Source organism: Tardiphaga sp. 215_C5_N2_1, assembly GCF_052076055.1.
GTDB classification, from domain to species: domain Bacteria; phylum Pseudomonadota; class Alphaproteobacteria; order Rhizobiales; family Xanthobacteraceae; genus Tardiphaga; species Tardiphaga robiniae.
In genome coordinates this window covers 157,690-180,668 of sequence record NZ_CP197240.1, presented here as the reverse complement: position 1 = coordinate 180,668, position 22,979 = coordinate 157,690, and the positions used below count along the sequence as shown (strand labels likewise).

Below are 22,979 nucleotides of genomic sequence, written 5' to 3'. Positions count from 1 at the left end.
TTCACGATGGAACACACTTCAGAATTCTTTTGTCACAGCATCCCGAGCAATCGCGGCAGCCACAGCGAGAGTTCCGGAATGTAGGTGATGAGGCCGAGGAAGATCAGCAGCGTGATCAGCCACGGCAGCACGGCAATGGAGAGTTCGGTGATCCCCATCTTCGCGATACCGGAGGCGACGTAGAGATTGAGTCCCACCGGCGGATGACACATGCCGATTTCCATATTGACCACAATGATGATGCCGAAGTGCACCGGATGAATGCCGAGCTTGACGGCGATCGGATAAAGGATCGGCGCCATGATCAGAACGATCGAGGACGGCTCCATCACATTGCCGGCGAGCAGCAGCAGCAGGTTCACCACCAGCAGGAAGGTGATCCAGTTGATGCCGCTGTTCGTGATCCAGTTCGACATCGCCTGCGGGATCTGCTCGCTGGTCATCAGGAACGAGAACAGCACCGCGTTGGTAACGATGTAGAGGATCATCGCGCTCATGCTGGCCGAGATCAGAAGAACCTTGGGCACGTCCTTCCACTTCATGTCCTTGTAGATGAACATCTCGATCAGGAAGGCGTAGACGGCGCTCATGGCGGCGGCTTCCGTCGGCGTGAACCAGCCGAGATAGATGCCTCCCAGCACGATAACGATCAGCGAAATGCCCCAAGCTGATTCCCGAAAGGCGTGCCAGCTCTCGGCCCAGGTTGCCTTGGGTATGCGCGGATAGTTGTTCTTCCACGCGCGATACCAGGTGGTGGCGGAGAGCATAATGGCAAGGATCACACCCGGTACCATTCCGGCCATGAACAATTGTCCGACCGAGGCGGAAGAGACCTTCTCGCCGGCAGGGCCAAAGTAAACCGCGCCGCTGGTCGATACTGCGTAAATCACCATGATGATCGAAGGCGGAATCAGATTGCCGAGCGCGCCGCCGGTGACGATGACGCCCGCGGCAAAGCGCTTCGGGTAACCGACCGACAGCATGGCCGGCAGCATGATCGAGCCGATCGCCACCACAGTCGCCGGCGACGACCCCGACACCGCTGAAAACAGCGCAGCGGCCATCGTGGCTGCAATGCCCAGTCCGCCGGCCCAATGGCCGATCATTGTTCGTGCGAATTCGATCATTCGCCGCGCGACGCCGCCATGCGTGAGGAAGTTTCCGGCGAGGATGAAGAACGGGATCGCCATGATCTCGAACTTCTCGATGCCGGTAAACAGCTTCAGCGCGACGGATTCGATCGGCACGTTGGTCATGAAAAACAGGAACGTCAGCACCGTGAGACCGAGCGCGATCGAGATCGGCATGCCCGTCAGCATCAGCACAACGAGTAGTCCGAAAATAATGGCAGCGATCATCGGATGATCCTCGCGGCGCTGGCGGCGGCGGCTTCGGGATCGATCCCCTCCACGTCGGTCTCGTCATGATGTGGGAGTTCGCCGGTGCGCCAGAATTTGCGAGCAACCTGCAGGAAGCGGAAGCACATCAGATAGGAGCCGAGCGGAACACAGAGATAGATGATCCAACTCGGCAGTTCGAGATCGGGCGTCACCTGATCGGTGTACATCAGCCCGTAGACGAATTTCGCACCCATGCTGCCGACCACAAAGGTGAAGAGCGCGCCGCAGAGCAGACCGAACATCACCACCGTCTTGCGCCAGGGCGGGTCGAGTTGGTTCACCAACACATCGACGCCGACATGGATGCCGGTCCGCACGCCGTAGGCGGCGCCAAACTTCGCCATCCACACGAACATCAAGATGCACAGCTCCTGCGCCCACGACAGGTGGATCGGGAACAAAAATGGATAGAAGAACGGGATCCCGACGAGGTAGCGATGTGCCACTGCAATGAAAATGATCACGGTCGCGGCCGCGATCAATGTCATGATCAGCAGTTCCTCAAGCCGATCGAGGATGCGAAGAAACATTTAGTCCCCCAGTGCGGGTCAATCGGCAATTGATCTGATCGCGGCGTGACCTTGCGCTAACCCCATTCCGCAGTCAGGCAACTGCGGCCCCCGGGCGTCAGTGGCTTCCGCACCCGAGGGCGCGGAAGCTCACATCGTCAATCCTAGTTGGTGGCGCCGCGCGTTTCCTTGAGAAATTCGTCGATCAGTGGCTTGCCTACCCGGCCTGCCACATCGGTATAAACCGACTCCACCGCCTTGCGCATGCCGGCATCCTGCTCCGGCGTCAGTGTAACAAATTCGGTCTTGCCGCTCTTCTTCATCTCGGCGAGTGCGTCGTCGTTTTCCTTCGCCGACTGGCCGTTGCCATAGGCGGAGGCTTCCTTCATGGCCTTTTCCAGAAGGCCGCGAGTATCCGCCGGAATGCCATCCCAGAATTTCTTGTTCACCACCACAACGTAACCGATATAACCGTGGTTGGTCAGCGTAGTGTACTTCTGCACCTCATGCATTTTCTGCGTGTAGATGTTCGACGGCGTATTCTCCTGACCATCGACCACGCCCGTCTGCAGCGCCTGGTACACTTCCGAGAACGCCATCACCTGCGGAATCGCGCCAAGCGTACGGAATTGAGCTTCCAGCACCTTTGACGACTGAATGCGGAATTTCATGCCTTTGTAGTCCGCGGGAGTGAGCAACTTCTTGTTCGCGGTCATCTGCTTGAAGCCGTTGTCCCAATAGGCAAGGCCGGTCATGCCTTTGGAATCCAGCAGCTTGAGCAGCCGCGCGCCGAGCGGGCCGTCAGTCACCTTGCGCAGGGTGGCGAGGTCCGGAAGGATGTAGGGGAGATCGAAAACCTCGAACTCCTTGACGCCGATAGGCCCGAACTTCGAGTTCGACGGCGCCAGCATTTGCACCGCGCCGAGCTGCAAGGCTTCCAGCTCTTCCTTGTCCTTGTAGAGCTGCGAGTTCGGATAGACTTCGACCTTGACCTTGCCGTCGGTGTATTTCTCGGCGAGTTCCTTGAACTTCTCCGCAGCGAGGCCCTTCGGCGTGTTCGGCGCGACGACATGGCTGAATTTGATGATGATAGGCGCCTGCGCGGCGGCCGGTCCTATCAATGCAAGCGCGGCGACCGATGCTGCTGCGAAAATCAATTTGCGCATGTGTTTCTCCCGTATGACGTGGGAGCTCATTGAGCGGCTCCCGCTTGTATGCCAGTTGCAGCAATATAGAGATCAATGCGCAAACGCCATTGCCCCTTCGCAGGGGTACAACATGAAATCGATGCTGCAACGCAAAACGCGGAGCGCCTGCTCCCTCTCCCCGTTCTGCACGGGGAGAGGGGCGGGGTGAGGGGCGAGGCAATGGCCTAACAGCGTGGGGAATCGTGCGGGTGCGACCCGTCAGTAAGTGAGGGATGAGAGGACAACGAACCGCCCCTCACCCGCGCGTAAGACCGCGCGACCTCTCCCCGCGCAGAGCGGGGAGAGGTTATCCGAGATCAGCTCGCGGCTGCAACCGGCGCCGGCATGTCGCGTGCGCGCTTCATGACGATCTTGTTCAGCCCGCCGAGATAGGCCTTGGCCGAAGCGACCAGCGTATCCGGATCGGCGGCGCGCGAGGTCATGGAGCGGCCTTCATGGGCCAGACGCACCGACACTTCCGCCTGCGCGTCGGTGCCTTCGGTGACGGCGTGGACCTGATACAGTTCCAGCTTGGCCTCGTGCGGGACCAGCGCCTTGATGCAGTTGAACACCGCATCGACCGGACCATTGCCCTCGGCCTCCTCGATCTTCACCACGCCGTCGATGTTCAGCTTCATCGTCGCGCGCTGCGGACCGTGCGTGCCAGCGATCACCGTCAGCGACACCAGCTTGATGCGATCATGGGCGGCGGTCATTTCCTGATCGACCAGCGCTTCCAGATCTTCGTCGTAGATGTCCTTCTTGCGATCGGCCAGGGCCTTGAAGCGCACGAAGGCGTCTTCCAACTGGTTCTGGCCCAGCTTGTAGCCCATCTCCTCCAGCTTGTGGATGAAGGCATGACGGCCGGAATGCTTGCCCATCACCAGCGAGGTCTGCTTCACGCCCACCGTCTCCGGCAGCATGATCTCGTAGGTCTGCGCGTTCTTCAGCATGCCGTCCTGATGGATGCCGCTCTCATGGGCGAAGGCATTACGGCCGACGATCGCCTTGTTGTACTGCACCGGGAACGAGGTTGCGGCGGAGACTTCCTTCGACGCGCGCATCAGCATTGTGGTGTCGATGTTGTTCCAGTACGGCAATTTGTCATTGCGCACCTTCATCGCCATCACAATTTCTTCCAGCGCAGCATTGCCGGCACGCTCGCCGATGCCATTGATGGTGCATTCGATCTGCCGCGCACCGCCGCGGATGCCGGCCATCGAATTGGCGACGGCCATGCCGAGGTCGTTGTGGCAGTGAACCGAGAAGATCGCCTTGTCGGAATTCGGCACGTTCTCGCGCACGCGCTTGAACAGGTCGTAATATTCCTCGGGCACCGAATAGCCGACGGTGTCGGGGATGTTGATCGTGGTCGCACCGGCCTTGATCGCCGACTCGACGCAGCGGCACAGGAAGTCGAATTCGGTGCGGGTGCCGTCTTCCGACGACCACTCGACGTCATCGGTGTAGTTGCGTGCGCGTGTCACCGACGAGATCACCAGATCGTGGACGGCATCCGGCTCCATCTGCAGCTTGTACTTCATGTGCACCGGCGAGGTGGACAGGAAGGAATGGATGCGGCCGCGCTTGGCCGGGCGGATCGCCTCGGCGCAGCGGTCGATGTCCTTCTGGCCGGCGCGGGACAGGCCGCAGACCACGGCATTCTTGGTACGCTTGGCAATCTCGTTGACGGCTTCGAAGTCGCCGTCGGAGGCGATCGGGAAGCCGGCCTCGATGACGTCGACACCCATGGTGTCGAGCATCGCGGCGATCTCCAGCTTTTCCTCGAAGGTCATGGTGGCGCCGGGGCACTGCTCGCCGTCGCGCAAGGTGGTGTCGAAAATGATGACGCGGTCCTTGTCGGACTTGTCCTGAACGGACGGGGTGGTCGAAGTCATGAGATATTCCTTAGGTCGGGGCGCATCTGTCTGGGCGCCAGAGGGAGCTGATGGTTCTGAATGTCATGATCCCCTGAGTACCCAGGCCAAACGGCCCAGACGGCGCTCAGGGGCAGATAAGCAGAAGCAGCCCGCCAAGAAGGAGGTTCGAGCGCAGCGCAGCCGGAATCGCGTCGGGACCAGCGGCAACAGCCACTCCCCCGGAAACTCCAACCATGTCGCTGCGAATCAGCATTGCCACACCTTCAGGCCCAGATCCTCGGCCAAAACCAGTTTCAAGGAAAACCCTTGATGGTTCGTTGCCGACGAGGCCTAAGGTCGTTCTAGACGACAAATGCGGGGCCCTGCAACGGCTAAGAGGGTCAGGAAGACTGACCTAAATCCTCCTGGGAAGCGCTCGGGCGCGTGGCCGACTGGCCTAGCCAGAACATCGCCAACTGGACGTTTTCGCAGCCATCCTTTTGCCCTAAGACCGAACGGCAATTGCGAGGACAGGACGATGACTTTCGCCAGGGGATTATCCGCTTTCCCGATCACGCCGATGAATACAAATGGCAGGGTCGATACGCCCGCGCTACGGCGGCTGGTGGCGCCGCTGGCGACCGCCAAGGTCGATTCCATCGGGCTCCTGGGCAGCACCGGGTCGTATCCGTTTCTCAGCCGTGACGAGCGCCGGCGCGCCACTGAAGCCGCCGTTGCGGAGGTGAACGGCCGCGTCCCCGTGCTGGTCGGCATCGGCGCGCTCCGCACCGACGAGACGATCGAACTCGCCCGCGACGCCAAGGCGGCCGGCGCCGCCGCAGGCCTGCTCGCGCCGGTGTCCTACACACCGCTCACCGAGGATGAGGTGTTCGAGCACTTCAGGGTGGTTGCCGAGACAAGCAAACTGCCGATCGTGATCTACGACAATTTCGCCACCACGCATTTCAAGTTCACGCCCGACCTTGTCGGCCGCATCGCACGTATTCCCGGCGTCGTCGCCGTCAAGGGCACCTCGCCCGAAGCCAGCCTCGCCGCAGATCACCTGAAGCAGATGCGTGCCGCCGTGCCATCAGGCTTTTCGGTCGGCTACGCCGGTGACTGGAATTCGATGGAGACACTGCTGGCCGGCGGCGACGCCTGGTATTGCGTGGCGGCGGGCCTGTTTCCAAAGAGCTGTCTGGCCATCACCCGCGCAGCGCAGGCCGGCAATGCCGACGAAGCGCGCCGCCTCAACGGCGCGATGCAGCCGCTGTGGGATCTGTTCAAGCAGTTTTCCAGCCTGCGCGTAATGTATGCGGCCGCGGAGCAGATGGGGCTGACGGATGCGAAGCCACCGCGCCCGGTGCTGCCGCTGACGGATGCGGCGCAAGAGAAGGTGGCAAAGGTGCTGAAGGAATTGAAGCTGAGTTAAACTAGCCCGCCGTAGCTGTCCTCCCCGCGAAGGCGGGGACCCATAGCCACGGTCGAACCAATCAAAACGGCAAAATCGCGACGACAACGTACGAACGGCCTCTTCGGCGTGTATGGATCCCCGCCTTCGCGGGGATGACAGCCAGAAAATATCACGTTTTCTTCGCCGCTTTCTTCTTGGCCACCTTCTTCTTCGCGACCTTCTTCACCACAGGCTTGCCTTCCCGCGGCGGCCCTTCCTTCTCCAGCGCCTCGCGGATCAGCGTAAAGTCCTTCTTCGCCTCGCCGTCCACGGTGGGGAAGTGCAGGTCCAGCTTCTCCAATGCGTTGACGATGGCCGAGCCGATCACCACGCGCGAGAACCATTTGCGATCCGCCGGCACCACATGCCATGGCGCTTCCTCGCAGGACGTATGCTTGATCAGGTCCTCATAGGCCTCCTGATACTTGTCCCATAGCGCGCGCTCGGCGATATCGGCCGATGAGAACTTCCAGTTCTTCGCCGGTTGCTCGAGACGATCGAGGAAGCGCTCGCGCTGCTCTTCCTTGGAGACGTTGAGAAAGAACTTCAGCACCACGGTGCCGTTGCGCGCGAGATATTTCTCGAAGGCGGTGATATCCTCGAAGCGCTCGCGCCAGATATCTTTTGTCACCAGCTCGGCCGGAATTTTCTGCTTGGCGAGAATCTCCGGATGCACACGGACGACAAGACATTCCTCGTAGTAAGAGCGATTGAAGATGCCGATACGTCCGCGCTGTGGCAGCGCGATGGTGTGACGCCACATGAGATCGTGATCGAGTTCGTTCGACGACGGCGTCTTGAACGAATGCACCTCGCAGCCCTGCGGATTGATGCCGTCGAACACGCTCTCGATGGCGCTGTCCTTGCCGGCGGCGTCCATGCCCTGGAAGATCAGCAGCAGCGACCAGCGATCCTGTGCATAGAGCTTTTCCTGCAGCTCCTGCAGCCGGCGGCGGTTGGCCTCGATGATCTTCTTGCCGGTCTCCTTGTGCAGCCCGCCGCTGCCATTGGTGTCATGCGCCTTGAGATGGAAAGCTTTCGAACCGTCGACCCGATACGGCTCGATATAGGACTTCAACGCGGACACAACTGGCTTGGCAGACATGAGATCGGCAACTCCGGGACACGGGGATTGCAAGCGTAGCGTGCCGATCCCCGCAATACCAGCAGATCACGCCGCTGGCGTCAGTTGCGCTGTCATAAATGCTGTCACAAACAACGGCATCGTCGGGGTGAAGTCGGCTTCGCTGCGCACCAGATGAATTCCGCGCAGCTCAGGCGACGTCTGACCGGCAAGATTGGCTTCGATGGTGTTACGCAATACCTCGCCCGGCTGATCCGCATCGAGAAGACGCATCATCGCCACCGAGAAATCCGTCACGACGCAGGACCAGCCAGCGTCGGCGCGGTAATCGGCTTCCGTCAGACCGAGCTCTTCCTCGACTTCACGGGTCACACTGCCGGCAATATCGACCACGTCGCCGCGCAGGTCGTCCAGATCGGGCGTGCCCGCCGCAAAATAGATGCGTCCGGCATTGGATGTATGTTGCCCCATCTCGCCGAGCACGAAGGCGCCGTCACTGGCACGCAGCGCGCCCATGCCAAATCCGTTGAACACATCCGGATCGGGACAACGCCAATCCCGCCACGCCAAGAAGCTCGCAAAATCGGTCTCGAAATATTCCGCGCTAAACTGGTTGCCAGTGAACTGCGCATTGCGCGCCAACAACACGCGCCCATTGAACAGTTGCGGCTTCTCGGCGCGCTTCAGGGCAAAGTGAGCGTCGATCTCGTCCCGCCGCTCACGCGCGAATGGCCACTGCCAATCGCTGCGTGTGAGGTCGAGTTGCGTGACGCGGTGAATGACCGGCGTCATCATGCGCAGAACCTACTTCGCATTCGTCCCCATCGTCTTGGCGAACTGTTCGACATATTTATTGGTGTAAGTCTTGCTGACATCGATATTGGCCTTGGCTACCTCAGGCGAGCCTTCGCTGAACACGGCGAGCACGGCGGCTGCCCCCTTCGGATCCATCAAGCCGGTCTCCGAATACATCGGGAGCGTGTTCTTGAGCGCCGCGAGATAGAGCTCCTTGTCCTTGCCGACGATGCCTTCCGGCATCTTCGCCATGATCTCTTCCGGCGTATGACTGTGAATCCATTTCAGCGTATTCATGATCGCGTTGGTCAGCCCCTGCACTTCTTTCTCATGAGCCTTGACCCAGGCCGTCGTCGAATACAGCGCGCCACCTGGATATTCGCCGGAGAACACCGCCAGCGTGTCCTTCTGCGTGCGGGTATCGCTGAGAATCGTGAGGTCTTTGTGGCTGCCCTGCAGCACGGTGACGGCAGGATCGAGCATCACCGCGGCTTCGATCTGGCCCTGCTCCATCGCCGCCACCGCGGTCGCGCCAAGGCCGACGCCGATCACCGCCGTGCCGGCCGGATCGAGGCCGTTTTTCTTAAGCTGATACTTCAGGAAGAAGTCTGTCGACGAGCCCGGCGCACTGACGCCGACTTTCTTGCCGGCGAGATCCTTGATCGACGTGATCTTGCCGGTGTGCTTCGGCGACACCACCAGCACGAGACCGGGATAGCGGTCGTAGACGACGAAGGATTGCAGCTCCTGCTTCTTGGCGGCGAGATTGACGCAATGATCGAAATAGCCGGACACCACATCGGCGCTGCCGCCGAGCACGGCTTTCAACGCATCGGAGCCGCCCTTGAGATCGACCAGTTCGACGGCGAGACCCGCTTTCTCGTATTCGCCAAGCTGCTTGGCCAGCACGGTCGGCAGATAGCACAGGCACGCCCCGCCGCCGATGGCGATGGTCACCTTGGTTTGCGCTGCAGCGGGATGAACGAGAAACAGTGACAAAAGGCTCGCAAGGAAAAGACGTGCAAGGAATAAACGGCTCAAGCCGGTTTTTATGTTTGTTGTCATTATTTCCTCCGCTGCTATCAGGCGCGGAGGATAGAGGAGCCTCTGCCGGTTGGAAAGCCGGCACTGGTCAACCCACGTCCCGCGACATAGCATCCGCGCGGCAAATCATTGTCATCCAGGGGGAACGTTCATGAAGCGCATCACCGCAACACTCTCCATCACGGCCGCCTTCGCCGCCGGTTGTCTCATCACGCATCTCGTGCCCGAGGGCATCACGCCGGCACAGGCTGCGGAAAACATCACCGCCCAGGTCATCCACGTCCCCGAACTCGTCGGCGATGCACTCGGCCCGGCCTCGCTCACCGGCTTCCGCTCCAAGATGTTCATGCAGGCCGACGGCGCGACCATCTCGGTGCAGGACGGCAATGTGGTGAAGCACATGCATCCCAACACCAACGAGATCCAGTATATCCTGGAAGGTACCGGGACCGTGTGGCTGGGCGACAAGGAAGTTCAGGTCAAGGCCGGCGACCTCATCATCATCCCGAAGGGCACGCCCCATGGCGGCACCAAGCCGGACGGCAAGCCGTTCCGCGCCATCGCCATCAAGACCCCGCCGCAGGCGCCGGACGACACCAAGCCGCTGCCATAAGCCACGGGCTCTGCTTAACCTCGCCCCGCAAGCGGGGCGAGGGAATCGTCTCAGCTCCGCCCTTCGCTCGCCACCGGCTTCCACACCAGCAAGCGCTTCTCTACCACCGACACCAGCACATCGATGGCGATGACAAAGGCCGACAGCACGAACATGCCGGCAAACACGCCGGCCACATCGAACGTGCCCTCCGCCTGCTGGATGACGTAACCGAGCCCGGCCGCCGATCCGAGATATTCACCGACCACGGCGCCGACCACGGCAAAGCCCACCGCGGTGTGCAGCGACGAGAACATCCATGACAGTGCCGATGGCCAGAACACATGGCGCATCAATTGCCGCTCGCTCATGCCCAGCATGCGGCCATTGGCGAGCACCGTGGGCGAGACTTCCTTGACGCCCTGATAGACGTTGAAGAAGACGATGAAGAATACCAGCGTGATGCCGAGCGCCACCTTCGACCAGATGCCGAGCCCGAGCCAAAGCGCAAAAATGGGCGCCAGCACCACGCGCGGCAGCGCATTGGCCATCTTCACATAGGGATCGAAGATCGCGGCGAGCCGCGGCTGGCGCGCAAACCAGAAGCCGATCAGCACGCCCAGCGTCGAGCCGATGACAAAGGCTAATACCGACTCAAGCAGCGTGATTCCGAGATGCTTCCAGATAATGCCTGACGCAAACCAGCTAACAATCTGGCTGCCGACATCCCAAGGGTTGGAGAAGAAGAACGGCGGCAGCAGGATGCGGCCGAACACCGGCACGGTGGTGAACACATGCCACAGCCCGATGACGACCACGGCGACGAGCACTTGACACAGCAGCAGCACGGGACGCGTCATGACGCGGCTCCCATACCAGCCGACTGCGCATAGCCCTTCATCACCTCGTCCTTCAGCACGCTCCAGATCTCGCGATGAAGCGCGTGAAACTCCTTGTCGAGCCGCACCTCGAAAATATCGCGCGGCCGCGGCAACGGCACTTTCCAGTCGCCGATGATGCGCGAACCAGGCCCCGCCGACATGATGACGACGCGGTCCGCCAGCGCGATTGCCTCTTCGAGATCGTGGGTGACGAACAGCACCGCCTTGCGATCCCTGCTCCACAGATCCAGCAACAGGTTGCCCATCACCTGCCGGGTCTGTGCGTCAAGCGGCCCGAACGGCTCATCCATCAGCAGAATTTTCGGATTGCGGATCAGCACCTGCGCAAGACCGACGCGCTTGCGCTGGCCGCCCGACAGCATATGCGGATAGCGCCCGGCGAAGGCGCCGAGACCCACCGAGGTCAACCAGTCCTGCGCCCGCGTTAGCGCCTCGTCGCGTGCTATGCCGGCGATCTCCAGCCCGATGGCGACATTGTCCAGCGCGGTCTTCCAGGGAAACAAGGCGTCGGCCTGAAACAGATAGCCGGCCTGTGCGTTCAAGCCGTTCAACGGCTGATCGAATATCCGGACAGCACCGGAGGCTGGCGTCAGCAGCCCGGCAGCGACATTGAGCAATGTGGATTTGCCACAGCCGGTCGGTCCGACAATGGCAACGAACTCGCCATCCGCGACCCGGAGCGTCGCCTTCTCCACCGCCGTATAGATGCGATTGTCGGCAATACCGAACGCCACTGTCGCGTCATCAAGCGCCACCGCCATCGATGCCGCGGCCTCACCTGCCTGCACGCGCGTTCCCCAAGTGTTTTTGTTCCGGGACTGGCTTAGCGCTGCAGGGCTGATAATTCAACGTCTGGGCCGAGCTTGGTGGGTTGCCACGGCTGTGATAGTCCGGGACATGACCTCCGCTGCCCCCCTGATCGCCTTTCAGCATGTCAGCAAGAGCTTCGACGGCGGCCGCATTCACGCCGTCGACGGTGTCTCGCTCGATGTTGCCGAGGGAGAGTTCCTCGCGGTGGTCGGCGGCTCTGGCTCCGGCAAGACCACGCTGATGCGGCTGGCCAACCGGTTGATCGCGCCGGACGCGGGACACATCACCATCGCCGGCGAGGACGTGGCGCAGGCCGATCCGATCGAACTGCGCCGGCGCATCGGCTACGTGTTCCAGAGCGGCGGGTTGTTTCCGCATATGAGCATCAAAGACAATATCGGCATCACGCCCAGACTGCTGGGCACTCCCGCCAGAGATATCGCGGATCGTGTCGATGAACTGCTCGATCTCGTGCGCCTCGACCGCAAGCAGCACCGCGATCGCTTTCCGCACGAACTCTCCGGCGGCCAGCGCCAGCGCGTCGGCGTCGCGCGTGCCCTCGCCGCGAAGCCGCGCATCGTGCTGATGGATGAACCGTTCGGCGCGCTCGATCCGCTGACCCGCGATGCGCTTGGCGACGACTACCGCGCGCTGCATCGCAGCCTGGGCCTCACCACCATCATGATCACCCATGACATGACCGAGGCAATCCTGCTCGCGGACCGGATCGCGGTGATGCGCTCCGGCAAACTGCTCGCGGAGGGCACGCCCACTGAGTTGTCCGAAAGCACCGATCCCTATGTCGGCGAGTTGCTGGGCACACCGCGCCGGCAGGCGAAACGACTTCAGATACTGCTGCCGAGGGATGGCACGGCGCCCCAAGGCGGCGCGACATGAGCCTGTTCACCGATCCGCGCTGGAGCGACGCGCTCGGGCATCTGCCGGATTATCTCGGCAGCCACGTGCGCGTCAGTCTCGCCGCGCTGGCGCTTGGCCTCGTCATCAGCCTGCCGCTGGCCATCATGGCACGGCACCGGCCGGTGCTGCGCAGCGCGCTGCTCGGTGTGGCCAGCATCGTGCAGACAATCCCCGGATTGGCGCTGCTGGCACTATTTTATCCGCTGCTGCTGGCGCTCGCAGCGCTGTCGCTGCAATATCTCGGCGTCGGCTTCTCGGCCTTCGGCTTTCTGCCCGCGGTACTGGCGCTGGCGCTGTATTCGATGCTGCCGGTGCTGCGCAACACCATCACCGGATTGAACGGCGTCGATCCCGCATTGACCGAGGCCGCGCAAGGCGTCGGCATGACGCCGCGGCAATCGCTGACCATGGTCGAACTGCCGCTGGCATTGCCGGTCATGATGGCCGGCATCCGCACCTCGGCGGTGTGGGTGATCGGCACGGCAACGCTGTCGACGCCGATCGGCCAGACCAGTCTCGGCAATTACATCTTTGCGGGCCTGCAGACGCAGAACTGGGTGCTGGTGATCTTCGGCTGCGTCGCCGCGGCAATTCTTGCGCTGGCCGTCGATCAATTGCTGGCGCTGATCGAAACGGGCATCCGCCTGCGCAGCCGCATCCACACGACCATCGGCGTGCTCGGTATCGCGGCGCTGGTGATCGTCACACTCGCGCCGTCATTCGCCCGTTCCGGCACGCGTATCGTGGTCGGTGCCAAGACCTTTACCGAGCAATATGTGCTCGCCGCCCTGATGTTCCAGCGCCTGCAGGCCGCCGGCCTGCCCGCCACGACGCGGCAGGGTTTGGGCTCCAGCGTAATCTATGATGCGCTGGCCTCCGGCGATATCGATGTCTACATCGACTATTCCGGCACGCTTTGGGCCAACCAGTTTCACCGCAGCGAGATCCTGCCGCGCGAACAATTGCTGACCGAGCTGAAGACGACGTTAGCGAAAGCCAACATTACCCTGTTCGGTGAACTCGGCTTCGCCAATGCCTATGCACTGGTGATGCCGCGACAGAAGGCGCAGGCGCTGGGGGTCAGGACCGCTGCCGACCTCGCGGCGCTGAGCGGCAACATGACCATTGCCGGCGATTACGAATTCTTTTCGCGGCCGGAATGGGCGGGACTGAAAACGGCCTATGGCCTGTCGTTCAAGACCCAGCGCACGATGCAGCCCGATTTCATGTATGCCGCTGTTGCCTCCGGCGAGGTCGACGTCATCGCCGGCTATACCAGCGACGGACTGATCGCGAAATACGATCTCGTGGTGCTGGACGATCCCAAACACGCCATCCCGCCCTATGACGCGATCATGCTGCTGACGCCGAAGCGCGCGGGCGACGAGAGGTTGCGCAGCGCGTTGCAGCCGTTGCTCGGCAAGATCGATCTGCCGCTGATGCGCGAGGCAAACCTGCGCGCGGCAGGCAATGATGCGACGAGTTCGCCGGAGAGCGTGGCCAAATGGATGTGGGAGAAGATGGGGACGAAGTAGAGTGTTCTTCTTCCCCTCTCCCCTTGCGGGAGAGGGTGCCTGAGCGAAGCGAAGGCGGGAGAGGGGTAGCCGCAAGGTGCGCCGCGCGTGGCGCCCCCTCTCCCGTCTCGACCGCTTCGCGGTCGATCCACCCTCTCCCACCTTGCGAAGCTTCGCTTCGCGGGGGAGAGGGGAAGAAAGAGAGACTACAAATTCTTGATCATCCCCGCATCGATCAACAGGCGATTGAATCGCCGCGCTTCCGCGCCGTCCTTGCAGGCGTAAAACAGTCCCTTGCAGCGAAGCATGATCTTCTTTTGCTCCTCGAAGGACGGGTCCAGCGGAATGCCCGCGGCCTCCTGAATGACCAGCGGCAGATACGGCCCGTCGATCGTGTCCATCACCGTCGCGCTCTTCACCGGTTCGAAATTGATCGCGTCGATGGCGTAGTAGGTCGCGTAGTAGCGCGGGTCGTAACTCTGCAGCTTCTTGCCGAGGCCCGCTTCATCCATGTTGGGATCGAGAATGCCCGGAGCGAATTCCGGCTGATGATCGCCATAGCGTACGATCAGGAACGGCTGCGCTGGAAACTGCTTCTTCAGCTTCGCGACGAACGCACCATAGTGATCGACGCTCATCGCTTGCCGGCGCAGATATTCATCAACCACCGGCACGTTACCGGGCGCGCGCCAGCCGGGCGTCATGTCGGGGCGAAACTTGGTTTCCCACGGAAAGTGATTGGCGGCGAGATAGACGAACATGAACAGCGGATTGGTCGGCGGCTGCTCGGCCATCAGGCGCGCCGCTGAATCGTAGAAGAAGCTGTCGGGCTCGACGCCCTTGGCACCAAGATCCTTGGCGTCATAGAAGCGCTCGACGCCAGTGGTGGTCTGGAAGCTGCGCGCGCTCATGAAGGCGCCAAAGGCCGGATAGAGCGAGATGGTGCTATAGCCGCAGCGGCGCAGCGCCAGTGGTAATCCGCGCTCGACGCGGCCCGAAGCGATGCGCGTGACGAAATAGGAGAACGGCCCGAACGAGCGCGACGAGAGTCCGGCCAATACGTTGTATTCGGTGAACCAGCTCGGCCCACCATTGCTCTCGGCGAGAAATTTGCGCGCCTTGCCGTCCCATGAATCGAAGTGGCTGCCATAGCCTTTCGGCGTCTTCACGCCGGCGGCCTGACGGATGTCGAAGGACGACTCGTCATGCACCATGATGATGTGCGGACGACGTCCCGCCGGATGGCAGGAATCCTCCAGCGGCAACTTCAGCCGCTCGGTGATGACCGCGTCGGACTCCATGAAACCGTGGCTGCTGAAGTCCGACACCGCGGTAACGCCGGAGCGCGCGAATTTCGACAGATAGCCGTCATCGTAATAGCCGCGCCAGGCTTCATCCGGCCAGGCCAACGCATATCCCGTCAATGCGGCGAGGCAAGCCGTCAGCGCGGCGAGCGCCGGCAGCCGTCGAATGCGGAACGGATCGAGCCACCACAGCGCATACATCAGCGGCAGCACCACCACGGCAGCGCCGATGGCGGACCAGCGCAGGTTCGGAAAGATCGTGAACAGGAAGGCTGCGGTATCGCGGTCGATCACCATCAGGTCGACGAAGTTCGCGGTCATCTGCACCACGTCGTGCTTCAGCCGCGACAGCAGCACCAAGATGACGACCAGGGTCAGCGACAGCGCTCCCGAAAGCGCGGGACGGCGCAGCAGCGCAATCCAGAACAAGTTGAGAATGGCCCAGGCCAGCACGAAGCCCACCCGTCCCACCAGATCGGTCTCGGTCTGGAACATCACCAGCAGCGCGCCGAAATGCGGCGCTGCCACGGCCAGCAGCCGCCACACGCTGGTCGGTGCAGCGACAGCAGTTGTCGAGACGCTGGGTACTGGATTGAGCGGAGGCGCCATGGCGGCACACAACACCACCGGCGAGGCCTCGGGCCTGGGCTGGCGACGGCCAGAGGGCGCATGCCGCAGCCGGAAACTGCGATATGTCATTAATTTGTAATGTAATCGTCATGAACGGGCAATGACCTTGGCCTGAACGGGATGGACAGACACCCTGCCCTCACTGCTGCAGCCGGCCGGGTCAGAGATCCTTGATCAGCCCCGCATCGATCAGCCAGCGATTGAACCGGCTCGCTTCGTCGCCGCCCTTGCAGCCATAGAACACGCCCTTGCAGCGAAGCATGATCTTCTTCTGCTCGACAAAGGACGGATCGAGCGGCACGCGTGCGGCCTCCTGCACCATGAGCGGCAGATAGGCTGCATCCAGCACCGGCAACGCCGATGCCAGTTCGGGCCGGTAGTTCAGCGCGTCGATGGCGTAATAGGTCGTATAGTATCTGACATCATGCGTCATGATCCGGTCGGCGCGCTTCGGCTGCGGCAGTTCGGGCTCCAGCAGTTTTTGCGCGATCGCGGGCTGATGGTCGCCGAACCGCACCAGCAGGAACGGCTCGGTCGGATGGTCCTTCTGGAGCTGCGCGACGAAGGCCTTGTAGTCCGCAGCCGTCATCGCCTGGCGGCGGATATACTCATCCACCTCCGCCGTATTGCCCGGCGCCTGCCAGCCGGCCGGCGTCAGGTCGTCGCGATAGGTCGTGGTCCACGGGAAGTGATTGGCGGTGAGATAGACCAGCACGAAGACCGGCTGGTCGGTCTTGCTCTCGCGCGCGATGAGATCCCTGGCCTGATCGAAATAGAACCTGTCGGGCTGCATGTCCTCGCTGACGCCCATCGCCGCCATGTCGATGAAGCCATCGATGCCGGCGCCCTCCTGGAAGCTGCGCGCGCTGAGGAAATTGCCGTAGGTCGGATACAGCGAGAAGGTCTTGTAGCCGCAGCGCTGCAGCGCCTGCGGCAGGCCGCGCGAGATCTTTCCGGCGGCGATACGCGTCACATAGAACTTCAGCGCGCCGAAGGAGCGTGCCGACAGGCCGGTGAAGATGTTGAACTCGGTGTACCAGGTCGGCCCGCCGCTGGACTCGGTGATCAGCGCGCGCTGCTGGCCATCGGCAGACTTGAAGTAATCATGATAGCCCGCCGGCACCTTCACGCCGGGCGCCGCCGACACGTCGAATGACGACTCGTCCAGCACCATCACGATGTTCGGCCGCTTCACGCCGGGCTCGCAGGTGGTCATTGGCGAGGCCTGTGCTGAACTCACGAGGCTCTTGGAATCCGCCTCGATCCAGCCGGTCGCGGTCAGATGCGACACCGAAACGACGCCGGAGCGCGCCAGATTGGAAATGTGATTGACGCCCTGGAACGGCTCCCATGGCTTTTCGGGATTGGCTGCCGATAGGCCGACGATCCCCGCCAGGCAGACACCCGCACAGGCCAGCGCACTGCGGCGGCGCAGGCGGAACGGATCGGCGCGCCAGATCAGCCACAGGATCGGGAGCGCGACGGCAGCGGCGATAAGGAGCCAGGTCCGCAGCTGCGGGAAGATCGAATGCAGGAACGAGATCGTGTCGCGATCGATGATCAGGAAATCCAGGAAGGTCAGCGTGAGCTGCGTGATGCCGAACTTGAACTGCGACAGCACGATCAGCGTCGTGACCAGCAGCAGCGACAGCACCGCGCTGATCCCCGGCCGCTTGAACAGCGCGAGGAACAGGAAATTCAGCAAACCCCAGGTCAACAGCGCCAGCGTGGTGGCGAACGGGCCGTATTCGACCGAGGCGAGAACATAGAAGATCGCAAGCGTGTGGATCGCGGCGATCAGCGCCGTGCGCAGCGGCCACTGCCGAACATACTGCCAGACGACCACCAACCGCTCCTTGAAGCGGCGGCCGGCTTGCGCCGGAGAGACTGAGATCGGCGACGGCAGCATGACTTGCCTGCGAACACCCGGCAAGAAAACTACCCTGTCTGGCAACGGCCAGCCGGCTCACACCGCGACCGGACCCTGCGGAATGTCACAAAATCGTAATACAGGCGTCATGAACGGACAATGAACCTTTCGACGCAGGCGGTGCCGGTCCGGGCGCCGCCTGCCGTCGTCATCCCTCGCCTCTACCGCACTGCGGTCGGCGTCTCGCCCTTGATGATCTCGCCGAAGCGCTGCCAGCGCTCGCCCTTGAAGCTCATCATCTGGAACTGGTCGATGGGCGAGAAGTCGGTCGGGCTGGTATTGACGGTCACGCCTGGCAGCAGTCCGTCGAGCTGCACGTTCTTCAGGTTGGCGGCCTGCTTCATCAGGTTCTCATGGGTGAGATCGTCGCCGCACTGCTTCAGCGCCTCGACCATGGTCTGGGCGATGCTGTAGCCGGACAATACCGTGCTCTCCATCGCCTTGCCTTCGGGAATGTACTTCTCGACATAGGCGTAGAACTTCTGCATGCCCGGATCGTCCTTCCACTGCGGATCGGTCGGATCCTTGGCGAAGGTCGCGGACAAAACGTCCTGCGCATTCTCGAAGCCTGCCGGACGGATCACGCTGCCCACCGACGAACTCGCATTCGGCACGATGTGCAGCGGCTTCCAGCCGAGCTCGGCGACTTTCTTGATCGACTGTGCGGCGAATTTTCCGACAGCAAAGGAGAACAGCGTATCGACGCCAGCGGCCTTCAGCTTGACGATCTGCGAGTCGATGGTCGGCTCGGAAACCTCGTAGCTCGCTTCAGCCACGATCCTTGACGCCGCCTTGTCGCCGAAACCTTCCTTCAGTCCCTTCAGATAGTCCTTGCCGAAATCGTCATTCTGATAGAGCACGCCGATCTTGGCATCCGGCTTCTCCTTCAGAAGATACTTCGCATAGGCCGCAGCTTCGGCGTGGTAGCTCGGCAGCCAGCCCATGGTCCACGGGAACTGCTTCGGATCGTTCCAGCGGGTGGCGCCGGTTGCGAGGAAGAGTTGCGGCGTCTTCTTGGCATTGACGTATTTCTGGATTGCGGCATTCGCGGCGGTGCCGACATTGCCGACGATCGCCATCACCTCGTCACTCTCCACCAGCTTGCGGGTCTGCTCCACCGTCTTCGGCGGCGAATAGGCGTCGTCATAGGAGATGAAGACGATCTTGCGGCCGTTGATGCCGCCCTCATCATTGATCTTCTTGAAATAGGCGCCGTAGGCCTTGCCGAGAATGCCGTAGGCGGAGGCCGGGCCGCTATAGGGTACCGTGTTGCCGATCTTGATTTCGGTATCGCTGGCGCCGGGGCCATACTTCTTCTGCGCCAGCGCCGGGCTTGCGACCATCGCCACGGCGACCGCCCAAGCGGCCATCGAAGTTGCAGTCATGGCAGTTGTCTTCATACGCATCATACGTCCTTCTTTTGCGTTTCCAGTGCGTGCGGTGGTGCCGCTACGGCCGTTGCCGTATTCGATCCGAGCCTTCCCGTTGGTCGGGATTGTCGAGCGGCTCGTCAGGTGCGTGTGTTGTTCGTGAACCTCAGTCCTTGCGGTCGGTGTCGGAATGATCGAGGTCGGTCGCGGCCTGATCAGCCAGCGCCTGAATGTCGGCGGCAGCGATCTGCACATGGCTATGGACGAGCGCGGTGACAGCGACTTCGTCACGCGCCGCGATGGCGGCGACGAATGCGCGGTGATCGTCGAGCGAGCGCTGGCGTAGCGCCGCCGACTCGAAATAACGGCGACGCCCGCGCGTGCTCATCAGCATCAAAGGCGTAATCGTGCGCACGAGAATGCGGTTCTGGCTCGCGGCAGCCACGGCAAGATGAAACTCAACGTCTTCGTCGGCCATGTTGCGGCCGTTGGCGGCCAGCGCCGCATAGGTGTCCAGCAGTCCGTGCAGCTTTGAGAGATCGGCATCGGTGCGGCGCTGGCAAGCGAGCCGGAACGCCTGCTCCTCGCAGATGATCCGCGCCTCGATAGCATCGCGCGTCACCTGCGCATCGAACGTGACACCCAGATCGGCCTGCAGCACCAGTGCATCGAGGCCGCTGTCCTCCAGCGTGTTGCGCAGATAGATGCCGGATTTGGGCTTCCGCTCGGTGATGCGCATGGCATCGAGCACCGCCAGCGCCTCGCGAACCGAACTGCGCGTCACCCCGAACCGCTCAGACAGGTCCCGCTCGGACGGCAGCCGGTCGCCCTTCGACAGCCGGTGGTGCCGAACGAATTGGAGCGTTTTCCGAACGGCGTCGGACGTATCAGTGCTGACCGCAGCGAGCATGGGCTGACCCTACCAATCTGGTAGTACCAGTTAGCCAATTTTAGCCGCCCTGTCGAGGCGACAAATGGCCCCGCTATTTGGGCCGTAATCCCAACTGCTTCGCCATAATGCCGTCCAGCCAGCGCCGCGGCAGCCAACCGGCGATCCAAGTCTGAACCGGCTGCGGCGATGCCACCACGCGCACTTTCGGGTTGGGCTTGGTCAACGCCTGATGAACCAGCTCGCCGATCGTCTCCGGCGGCAGCCCGTTCTTCGCCAGCTTCATCAGCATCTCGCGCAGCTTCGTTAACGCCGGCAAAAACGGCGACGCATCGAAGCGCGCCATATCGATGGCGTCGGCCTTGTCCCAGATCGGCGTGCGCACGGCCCCCGGCGCGATCACCAGCACGTCGATGCCGAACAGCATGAATTCGCGCCGCAGGCTCTCGGCCAATCCTTCCAGCGCGAATTTCGACGCGCTATAGGGCGACAGCAGTGGATTGCCGAACTGTCCGGACACCGAACTCATCATCACGATGCGCCCGGGCGCGCCCGTCATTGCCGGATCGGCGCCGAGCAGCGGCGCGAAGGCCTTGGTGACGATCACCGGCCCCATCACATTGATCTCGATCTGCTGGCGAAACTCGTCGACCGCCAGATCGAGCAGCGCGCCCGGCACCGCAACGCCGGCATTGTTGACGAGCCCTGCAAGCGTCTCGCCGTTCAGCGCGGCACGGACCTGCGCAGCGGCGGCCAACACAGCGGCCTCGTCGGTGACATCGAACAGCAGCGGGATGAAGTTCGCGCCGAACTCGGCTTGCAACCGCTCTGTATCAACCTGCCTACGGACACTGCCGAATACGCGAAAACCGCGCGCGAGTAGAAGCTTCGCCGTGGCGTGGCCGATGCCCGTGGAGACGCCGGTGATAACAATAGCATTCATGCGGTGACCTGCTCGACATGGTGCGAAGGTTGTCTCAGTACCCAGAAAATGGAAGAAAGTGGGCGCAATATGATATCACTCATCTATTGGCTTCCGTCATCCAATCTCAAGGGCTCGACATGCTTCCTGTTTTTGCCTCACCCCCGGCCAACCACACGAAGCAGAGCAAAGGACTCAATATGACCATGCGGCGAGCAATCGGCGTCGCCGTGTTGCTCGCCGCAATGGCAACGAGTGCGGAAGCGCAGATTGCACCGACAACTGGCCCCGAAGCCATGACCGCGAGTCCGACCATGCGCGCATGGCGGCAGCACACAACCGCGCGGATCATGCGAACGGCAAAGCGGCTTGCCGAGGCGGGACTTCGCGGACGTGTGGTCATCTGTCTTGCGGTGAACCGCAGTGGTCGGGTGGTCGAGGCTACCGTCTTAAGGAGTTCTGGAAACACCGAACTTGACGGTGCAGCTCTCGCCGTTGTGCGGATGGCCGGCCCATTCGCGCCACTGCCATCGATATACCCTAAAGCGGTTCTGGCGGTCGGCGTGCCGATAGCCTATTCGGGCCCGTCCTCCCATGGCGGCAGAGCCGCGCGCCTGCATGGCACGTGAACTCCCGGATAGCATGTGGCAAATACCTGGCGCGGACTTTGCGGGCTGGCCATTTCGGTGAGCTCATCACGCATTGTACATTTCAAAAGAAACGGGACCGCGTTGCCGCGGTCCCATCATAGCTGCGCCTAAGCGAAGCGCTTAGTTCTTGGTCTTGTCGACCAGCGCCTTTTCCTTGATCCACGGCATCATGTCGCGGAGCTTGGCGCCCACTTCCTCGATCGGATGTGCGTTGTTGCGCTGGCGCGTCGCCTTGAACGAGGCCTGGTTGACCTTGTTTTCCAGCATCCAGTCGCGGGCGAACTTGCCGGACTGAATGTCGGTCAGCACGCGCTTCATCTCGGCCTTGGTTTCCGAGGTGACGATGCGCGGACCGGTGACGTATTCGCCGTACTCGGCCGTGTTGGAGATCGAGTAGTTCATGTTGGCGATGCCGCCTTCATAGATCAGGTCGACGATGAGCTTCAGCTCGTGCAGGCACTCGAAGTAGGCCATTTCCGGTGCGTAACCGGCTTCCACCAGCGTCTCGAAGCCCGCGCGGATCAGCTCGACGGTGCCGCCGCAGAGAACGGCCTGCTCGCCGAACAGATCGGTTTCGCACTCTTCCTTGAACGAGGTCTCGATGATGCCGGCGCGGCCGCCGCCCACTGCCGAAGCGTAGCTGAGGCCGAGGTCATGGGCATTGCCCGAGACGTCCTTGTGAACGGCGATCAGGCAGGGCACGCCGCCGCCGCGCTGATATTCCGAACGCACGGTGTGGCCGGGGCCCTTCGGCGCGATCATCAACACGTCCAAGTCTTCACGCGGATCGAGCAGGTTGAAGTGCACGTTGAGACCGTGTGCGAAGACGAGCGCTGCGCCCTTCTTCATGTTGTCGTGCATGTGGTCGCGATAGATGTCGCCCTGCAATTCGTCGGGGGTGAGCATCATCATCAGGTCGGCCCACTTGGCAGCCTCGGCGACTTCCATCACCTTGAAGCCGGCGGCTTCCGCCTTCTTCGCGGTGGCCGAGCCCTTGCGCAGCGCAATGACCACGTCCTTGACGCCGGAGTCCTTGAGGTTCAGCGCATGGGCATGGCCCTGGCTGCCGTAGCCGACGATGCAGACCTTCTTGCCCTTGATCAGGTTCAGGTCGGCGTCGCGATCGTAATAAACTCGCATGGGTATTTCCTCTCTTCAGCAACTATATTTCAAAGCTGCCCGTTCGAACCGGTCTCAAGCCGAATGGCCGAAGACCA

20 protein-coding genes are annotated in these 22,979 nt (G+C 61.9%); 5 read left to right on the top strand and 15 right to left on the bottom strand.

Annotated features, from left to right (window positions below):
• Positions 1-32: 32 nt before the first annotated feature.
• The 4 genes from AB7828_RS00850 to AB7828_RS00835 all read right to left on the bottom strand — a co-directional run bounded on the left by AB7828_RS00850 (position 33) and on the right by AB7828_RS00835 (position 4,994).
• Entirely contained in the window at positions 33-1,358 is a 1,326-nt protein-coding gene (locus tag AB7828_RS00850) for a TRAP transporter large permease (RefSeq protein ID WP_068738414.1), read from the bottom strand.
• Entirely contained in the window at positions 1,355-1,930 is a 576-nt protein-coding gene (locus AB7828_RS00845; protein ID WP_068738416.1) for a TRAP transporter small permease, read from the bottom strand. Before AB7828_RS00845 ends, AB7828_RS00850 begins: the two co-directional genes overlap by 4 nt.
• Positions 1,931-2,073: 143 nt before the next feature.
• Positions 2,074-3,075, bottom strand: coding sequence for a TRAP transporter substrate-binding protein (locus AB7828_RS00840; RefSeq protein WP_441229114.1), 1,002 nt, complete (start codon positions 3,073-3,075; stop codon positions 2,074-2,076).
• A gap of 338 nt (positions 3,076-3,413) precedes the next feature.
• Positions 3,414-4,994 (bottom strand): 2-isopropylmalate synthase, encoded by a 1,581-nt coding sequence (locus tag AB7828_RS00835; RefSeq protein ID WP_441229113.1) that lies wholly within the window; start codon positions 4,992-4,994, stop codon positions 3,414-3,416.
• Between the two features lie 499 nt (positions 4,995-5,493).
• On the opposite strand from AB7828_RS00835, the gene AB7828_RS00830 reads away from it, so the two are divergent.
• Positions 5,494-6,387 (top strand): dihydrodipicolinate synthase family protein, encoded by an 894-nt coding sequence (locus AB7828_RS00830; RefSeq protein ID WP_441229112.1) that lies wholly within the window; start codon positions 5,494-5,496, stop codon positions 6,385-6,387.
• A 151-nt stretch (positions 6,388-6,538) separates the two neighbouring features.
• Here the strand turns inward: AB7828_RS00830 and AB7828_RS00825 are convergent, their stop codons facing one another.
• The 3 genes from AB7828_RS00825 to AB7828_RS00815 all read right to left on the bottom strand — a co-directional run bounded on the left by AB7828_RS00825 (position 6,539) and on the right by AB7828_RS00815 (position 9,352).
• The gene (locus AB7828_RS00825; protein ID WP_441229111.1) at positions 6,539-7,513 is read right to left on the bottom strand and encodes a polyphosphate kinase 2 family protein; all 975 of its coding nucleotides are present in this window, start codon (positions 7,511-7,513) and stop codon (positions 6,539-6,541) included.
• Between the two features lie 66 nt (positions 7,514-7,579).
• Positions 7,580-8,287 (bottom strand): NUDIX hydrolase, encoded by a 708-nt coding sequence (locus AB7828_RS00820; RefSeq protein ID WP_441229110.1) that lies wholly within the window; start codon positions 8,285-8,287, stop codon positions 7,580-7,582.
• A gap of 9 nt (positions 8,288-8,296) precedes the next feature.
• Positions 8,297-9,352 (bottom strand): ABC transporter substrate-binding protein, encoded by a 1,056-nt coding sequence (locus tag AB7828_RS00815; protein WP_089267889.1) that lies wholly within the window; start codon positions 9,350-9,352, stop codon positions 8,297-8,299.
• Between the two features lie 130 nt (positions 9,353-9,482).
• Here AB7828_RS00815 and AB7828_RS00810 point away from each other — a divergent pair, with 130 nt between their 5' ends.
• The gene (locus tag AB7828_RS00810) at positions 9,483-9,944 is read left to right on the top strand and encodes a cupin domain-containing protein (RefSeq protein WP_441229109.1); all 462 of its coding nucleotides are present in this window, start codon (positions 9,483-9,485) and stop codon (positions 9,942-9,944) included.
• A gap of 50 nt (positions 9,945-9,994) precedes the next feature.
• Here the strand turns inward: AB7828_RS00810 and AB7828_RS00805 are convergent, their stop codons facing one another.
• Both AB7828_RS00805 and AB7828_RS00800 read right to left on the bottom strand, forming a co-directional pair.
• The gene (locus AB7828_RS00805) at positions 9,995-10,783 is read right to left on the bottom strand and encodes an ABC transporter permease (protein WP_441229108.1); all 789 of its coding nucleotides are present in this window, start codon (positions 10,781-10,783) and stop codon (positions 9,995-9,997) included.
• Positions 10,780-11,586, bottom strand: coding sequence for an ABC transporter ATP-binding protein (locus AB7828_RS00800; protein ID WP_441232178.1), 807 nt, complete (start codon positions 11,584-11,586; stop codon positions 10,780-10,782). Before AB7828_RS00800 ends, AB7828_RS00805 begins: the two co-directional genes overlap by 4 nt.
• 136 nt (positions 11,587-11,722) lie before the next feature.
• Here AB7828_RS00800 and AB7828_RS00795 point away from each other — a divergent pair, with 136 nt between their 5' ends.
• Together AB7828_RS00795 and AB7828_RS00790 are read left to right on the top strand one after the other, a co-directional pair.
• A complete protein-coding gene (locus AB7828_RS00795; RefSeq protein ID WP_441229107.1) occupies positions 11,723-12,532 on the top strand; it encodes an ATP-binding cassette domain-containing protein in 810 nt (269 codons plus the stop codon).
• Positions 12,529-14,088 (top strand): ABC transporter permease/substrate-binding protein, encoded by a 1,560-nt coding sequence (locus AB7828_RS00790; RefSeq protein ID WP_441229106.1) that lies wholly within the window; start codon positions 12,529-12,531, stop codon positions 14,086-14,088. The genes AB7828_RS00795 and AB7828_RS00790 overlap by 4 nt, the downstream gene beginning before the upstream one ends.
• Positions 14,089-14,273: 185 nt before the next feature.
• Here the strand turns inward: AB7828_RS00790 and AB7828_RS00785 are convergent, their stop codons facing one another.
• The 5 genes from AB7828_RS00785 to AB7828_RS00765 all read right to left on the bottom strand — a co-directional run bounded on the left by AB7828_RS00785 (position 14,274) and on the right by AB7828_RS00765 (position 21,133).
• On the bottom strand, positions 14,274-15,980 hold the full coding sequence (locus AB7828_RS00785) for a sulfatase-like hydrolase/transferase (protein ID WP_441232177.1): 1,707 nt from the start codon (positions 15,978-15,980) through the stop codon (positions 14,274-14,276).
• Positions 15,981-16,161: 181 nt separating this feature from the next.
• Positions 16,162-17,910, bottom strand: a complete 1,749-nt coding sequence (locus tag AB7828_RS00780; RefSeq protein ID WP_441229105.1) for a sulfatase-like hydrolase/transferase — start codon at positions 17,908-17,910, stop codon at positions 16,162-16,164.
• Positions 17,911-18,092: 182 nt separating this feature from the next.
• Positions 18,093-19,316 (bottom strand): ABC transporter substrate-binding protein, encoded by a 1,224-nt coding sequence (locus tag AB7828_RS00775; protein WP_441229104.1) that lies wholly within the window; start codon positions 19,314-19,316, stop codon positions 18,093-18,095.
• Positions 19,317-19,467: 151 nt separating this feature from the next.
• Positions 19,468-20,211: a FadR/GntR family transcriptional regulator gene (locus AB7828_RS00770; RefSeq protein ID WP_184514884.1), complete on the bottom strand. Its 744-nt coding sequence runs from the start codon at positions 20,209-20,211 to the stop codon at positions 19,468-19,470.
• Between the two features lie 73 nt (positions 20,212-20,284).
• A complete protein-coding gene (locus tag AB7828_RS00765) occupies positions 20,285-21,133 on the bottom strand; it encodes an SDR family NAD(P)-dependent oxidoreductase (RefSeq protein ID WP_441229103.1) in 849 nt (282 codons plus the stop codon).
• A 29-nt stretch (positions 21,134-21,162) separates the two neighbouring features.
• Between AB7828_RS00765 and AB7828_RS00760 the strand changes: the two genes are divergently transcribed.
• Positions 21,163-21,741, top strand: coding sequence for an energy transducer TonB (locus tag AB7828_RS00760; RefSeq protein WP_441229102.1), 579 nt, complete (start codon positions 21,163-21,165; stop codon positions 21,739-21,741).
• 141 nt (positions 21,742-21,882) lie between these two features.
• On the opposite strand, the gene ilvC is transcribed toward AB7828_RS00760, so the two are convergent.
• Positions 21,883-22,902 carry a ketol-acid reductoisomerase gene (gene ilvC / locus AB7828_RS00755; protein ID WP_089267877.1) on the bottom strand — a complete coding sequence of 340 codons (1,020 nt, stop codon included), beginning with the start codon at positions 22,900-22,902 and terminating at the stop codon, positions 21,883-21,885.
• Between the last annotated feature and the right edge of the window lie 77 nt (positions 22,903-22,979).

Coding starts and splice junctions, on each gene's coding strand:
- AB7828_RS00825 (WP_441229111.1), bottom strand. CDS start 7,513: ATGTCTGCCAAGCCAGTTGTGTCCGCGTTGAAGTCCTATATCGAGCCG.
- AB7828_RS00790 (WP_441229106.1), top strand. CDS start 12,529: ATGAGCCTGTTCACCGATCCGCGCTGGAGCGACGCGCTCGGGCATCTG.
- AB7828_RS00780 (WP_441229105.1), bottom strand. CDS start 17,910: ATGCTGCCGTCGCCGATCTCAGTCTCTCCGGCGCAAGCCGGCCGCCGC.
- AB7828_RS00785 (WP_441232177.1), bottom strand. CDS start 15,980: ATGGCGCCTCCGCTCAATCCAGTACCCAGCGTCTCGACAACTGCTGTC.
- AB7828_RS00835 (WP_441229113.1), bottom strand. CDS start 4,994: ATGACTTCGACCACCCCGTCCGTTCAGGACAAGTCCGACAAGGACCGC.
- AB7828_RS00830 (WP_441229112.1), top strand. CDS start 5,494: ATGACTTTCGCCAGGGGATTATCCGCTTTCCCGATCACGCCGATGAAT.
- AB7828_RS00850 (WP_068738414.1), bottom strand. CDS start 1,358: ATGATCGCTGCCATTATTTTCGGACTACTCGTTGTGCTGATGCTGACG.
- AB7828_RS00815 (WP_089267889.1), bottom strand. CDS start 9,352: ATGACAACAAACATAAAAACCGGCTTGAGCCGTTTATTCCTTGCACGT.
- AB7828_RS00775 (WP_441229104.1), bottom strand. CDS start 19,316: ATGACTGCAACTTCGATGGCCGCTTGGGCGGTCGCCGTGGCGATGGTC.
- AB7828_RS00845 (WP_068738416.1), bottom strand. CDS start 1,930: ATGTTTCTTCGCATCCTCGATCGGCTTGAGGAACTGCTGATCATGACA.
- AB7828_RS00795 (WP_441229107.1), top strand. CDS start 11,723: ATGACCTCCGCTGCCCCCCTGATCGCCTTTCAGCATGTCAGCAAGAGC.
- AB7828_RS00765 (WP_441229103.1), bottom strand. CDS start 21,133: ATGAATGCTATTGTTATCACCGGCGTCTCCACGGGCATCGGCCACGCC.
- AB7828_RS00840 (WP_441229114.1), bottom strand. CDS start 3,075: ATGCGCAAATTGATTTTCGCAGCAGCATCGGTCGCCGCGCTTGCATTG.
- ilvC (WP_089267877.1), bottom strand. CDS start 22,902: ATGCGAGTTTATTACGATCGCGACGCCGACCTGAACCTGATCAAGGGC.
- AB7828_RS00820 (WP_441229110.1), bottom strand. CDS start 8,287: ATGATGACGCCGGTCATTCACCGCGTCACGCAACTCGACCTCACACGC.
- AB7828_RS00770 (WP_184514884.1), bottom strand. CDS start 20,211: ATGCTCGCTGCGGTCAGCACTGATACGTCCGACGCCGTTCGGAAAACG.
- AB7828_RS00805 (WP_441229108.1), bottom strand. CDS start 10,783: ATGACGCGTCCCGTGCTGCTGCTGTGTCAAGTGCTCGTCGCCGTGGTC.
- AB7828_RS00800 (WP_441232178.1), bottom strand. CDS start 11,586: ATGGCGGTGGCGCTTGATGACGCGACAGTGGCGTTCGGTATTGCCGAC.
- AB7828_RS00810 (WP_441229109.1), top strand. CDS start 9,483: ATGAAGCGCATCACCGCAACACTCTCCATCACGGCCGCCTTCGCCGCC.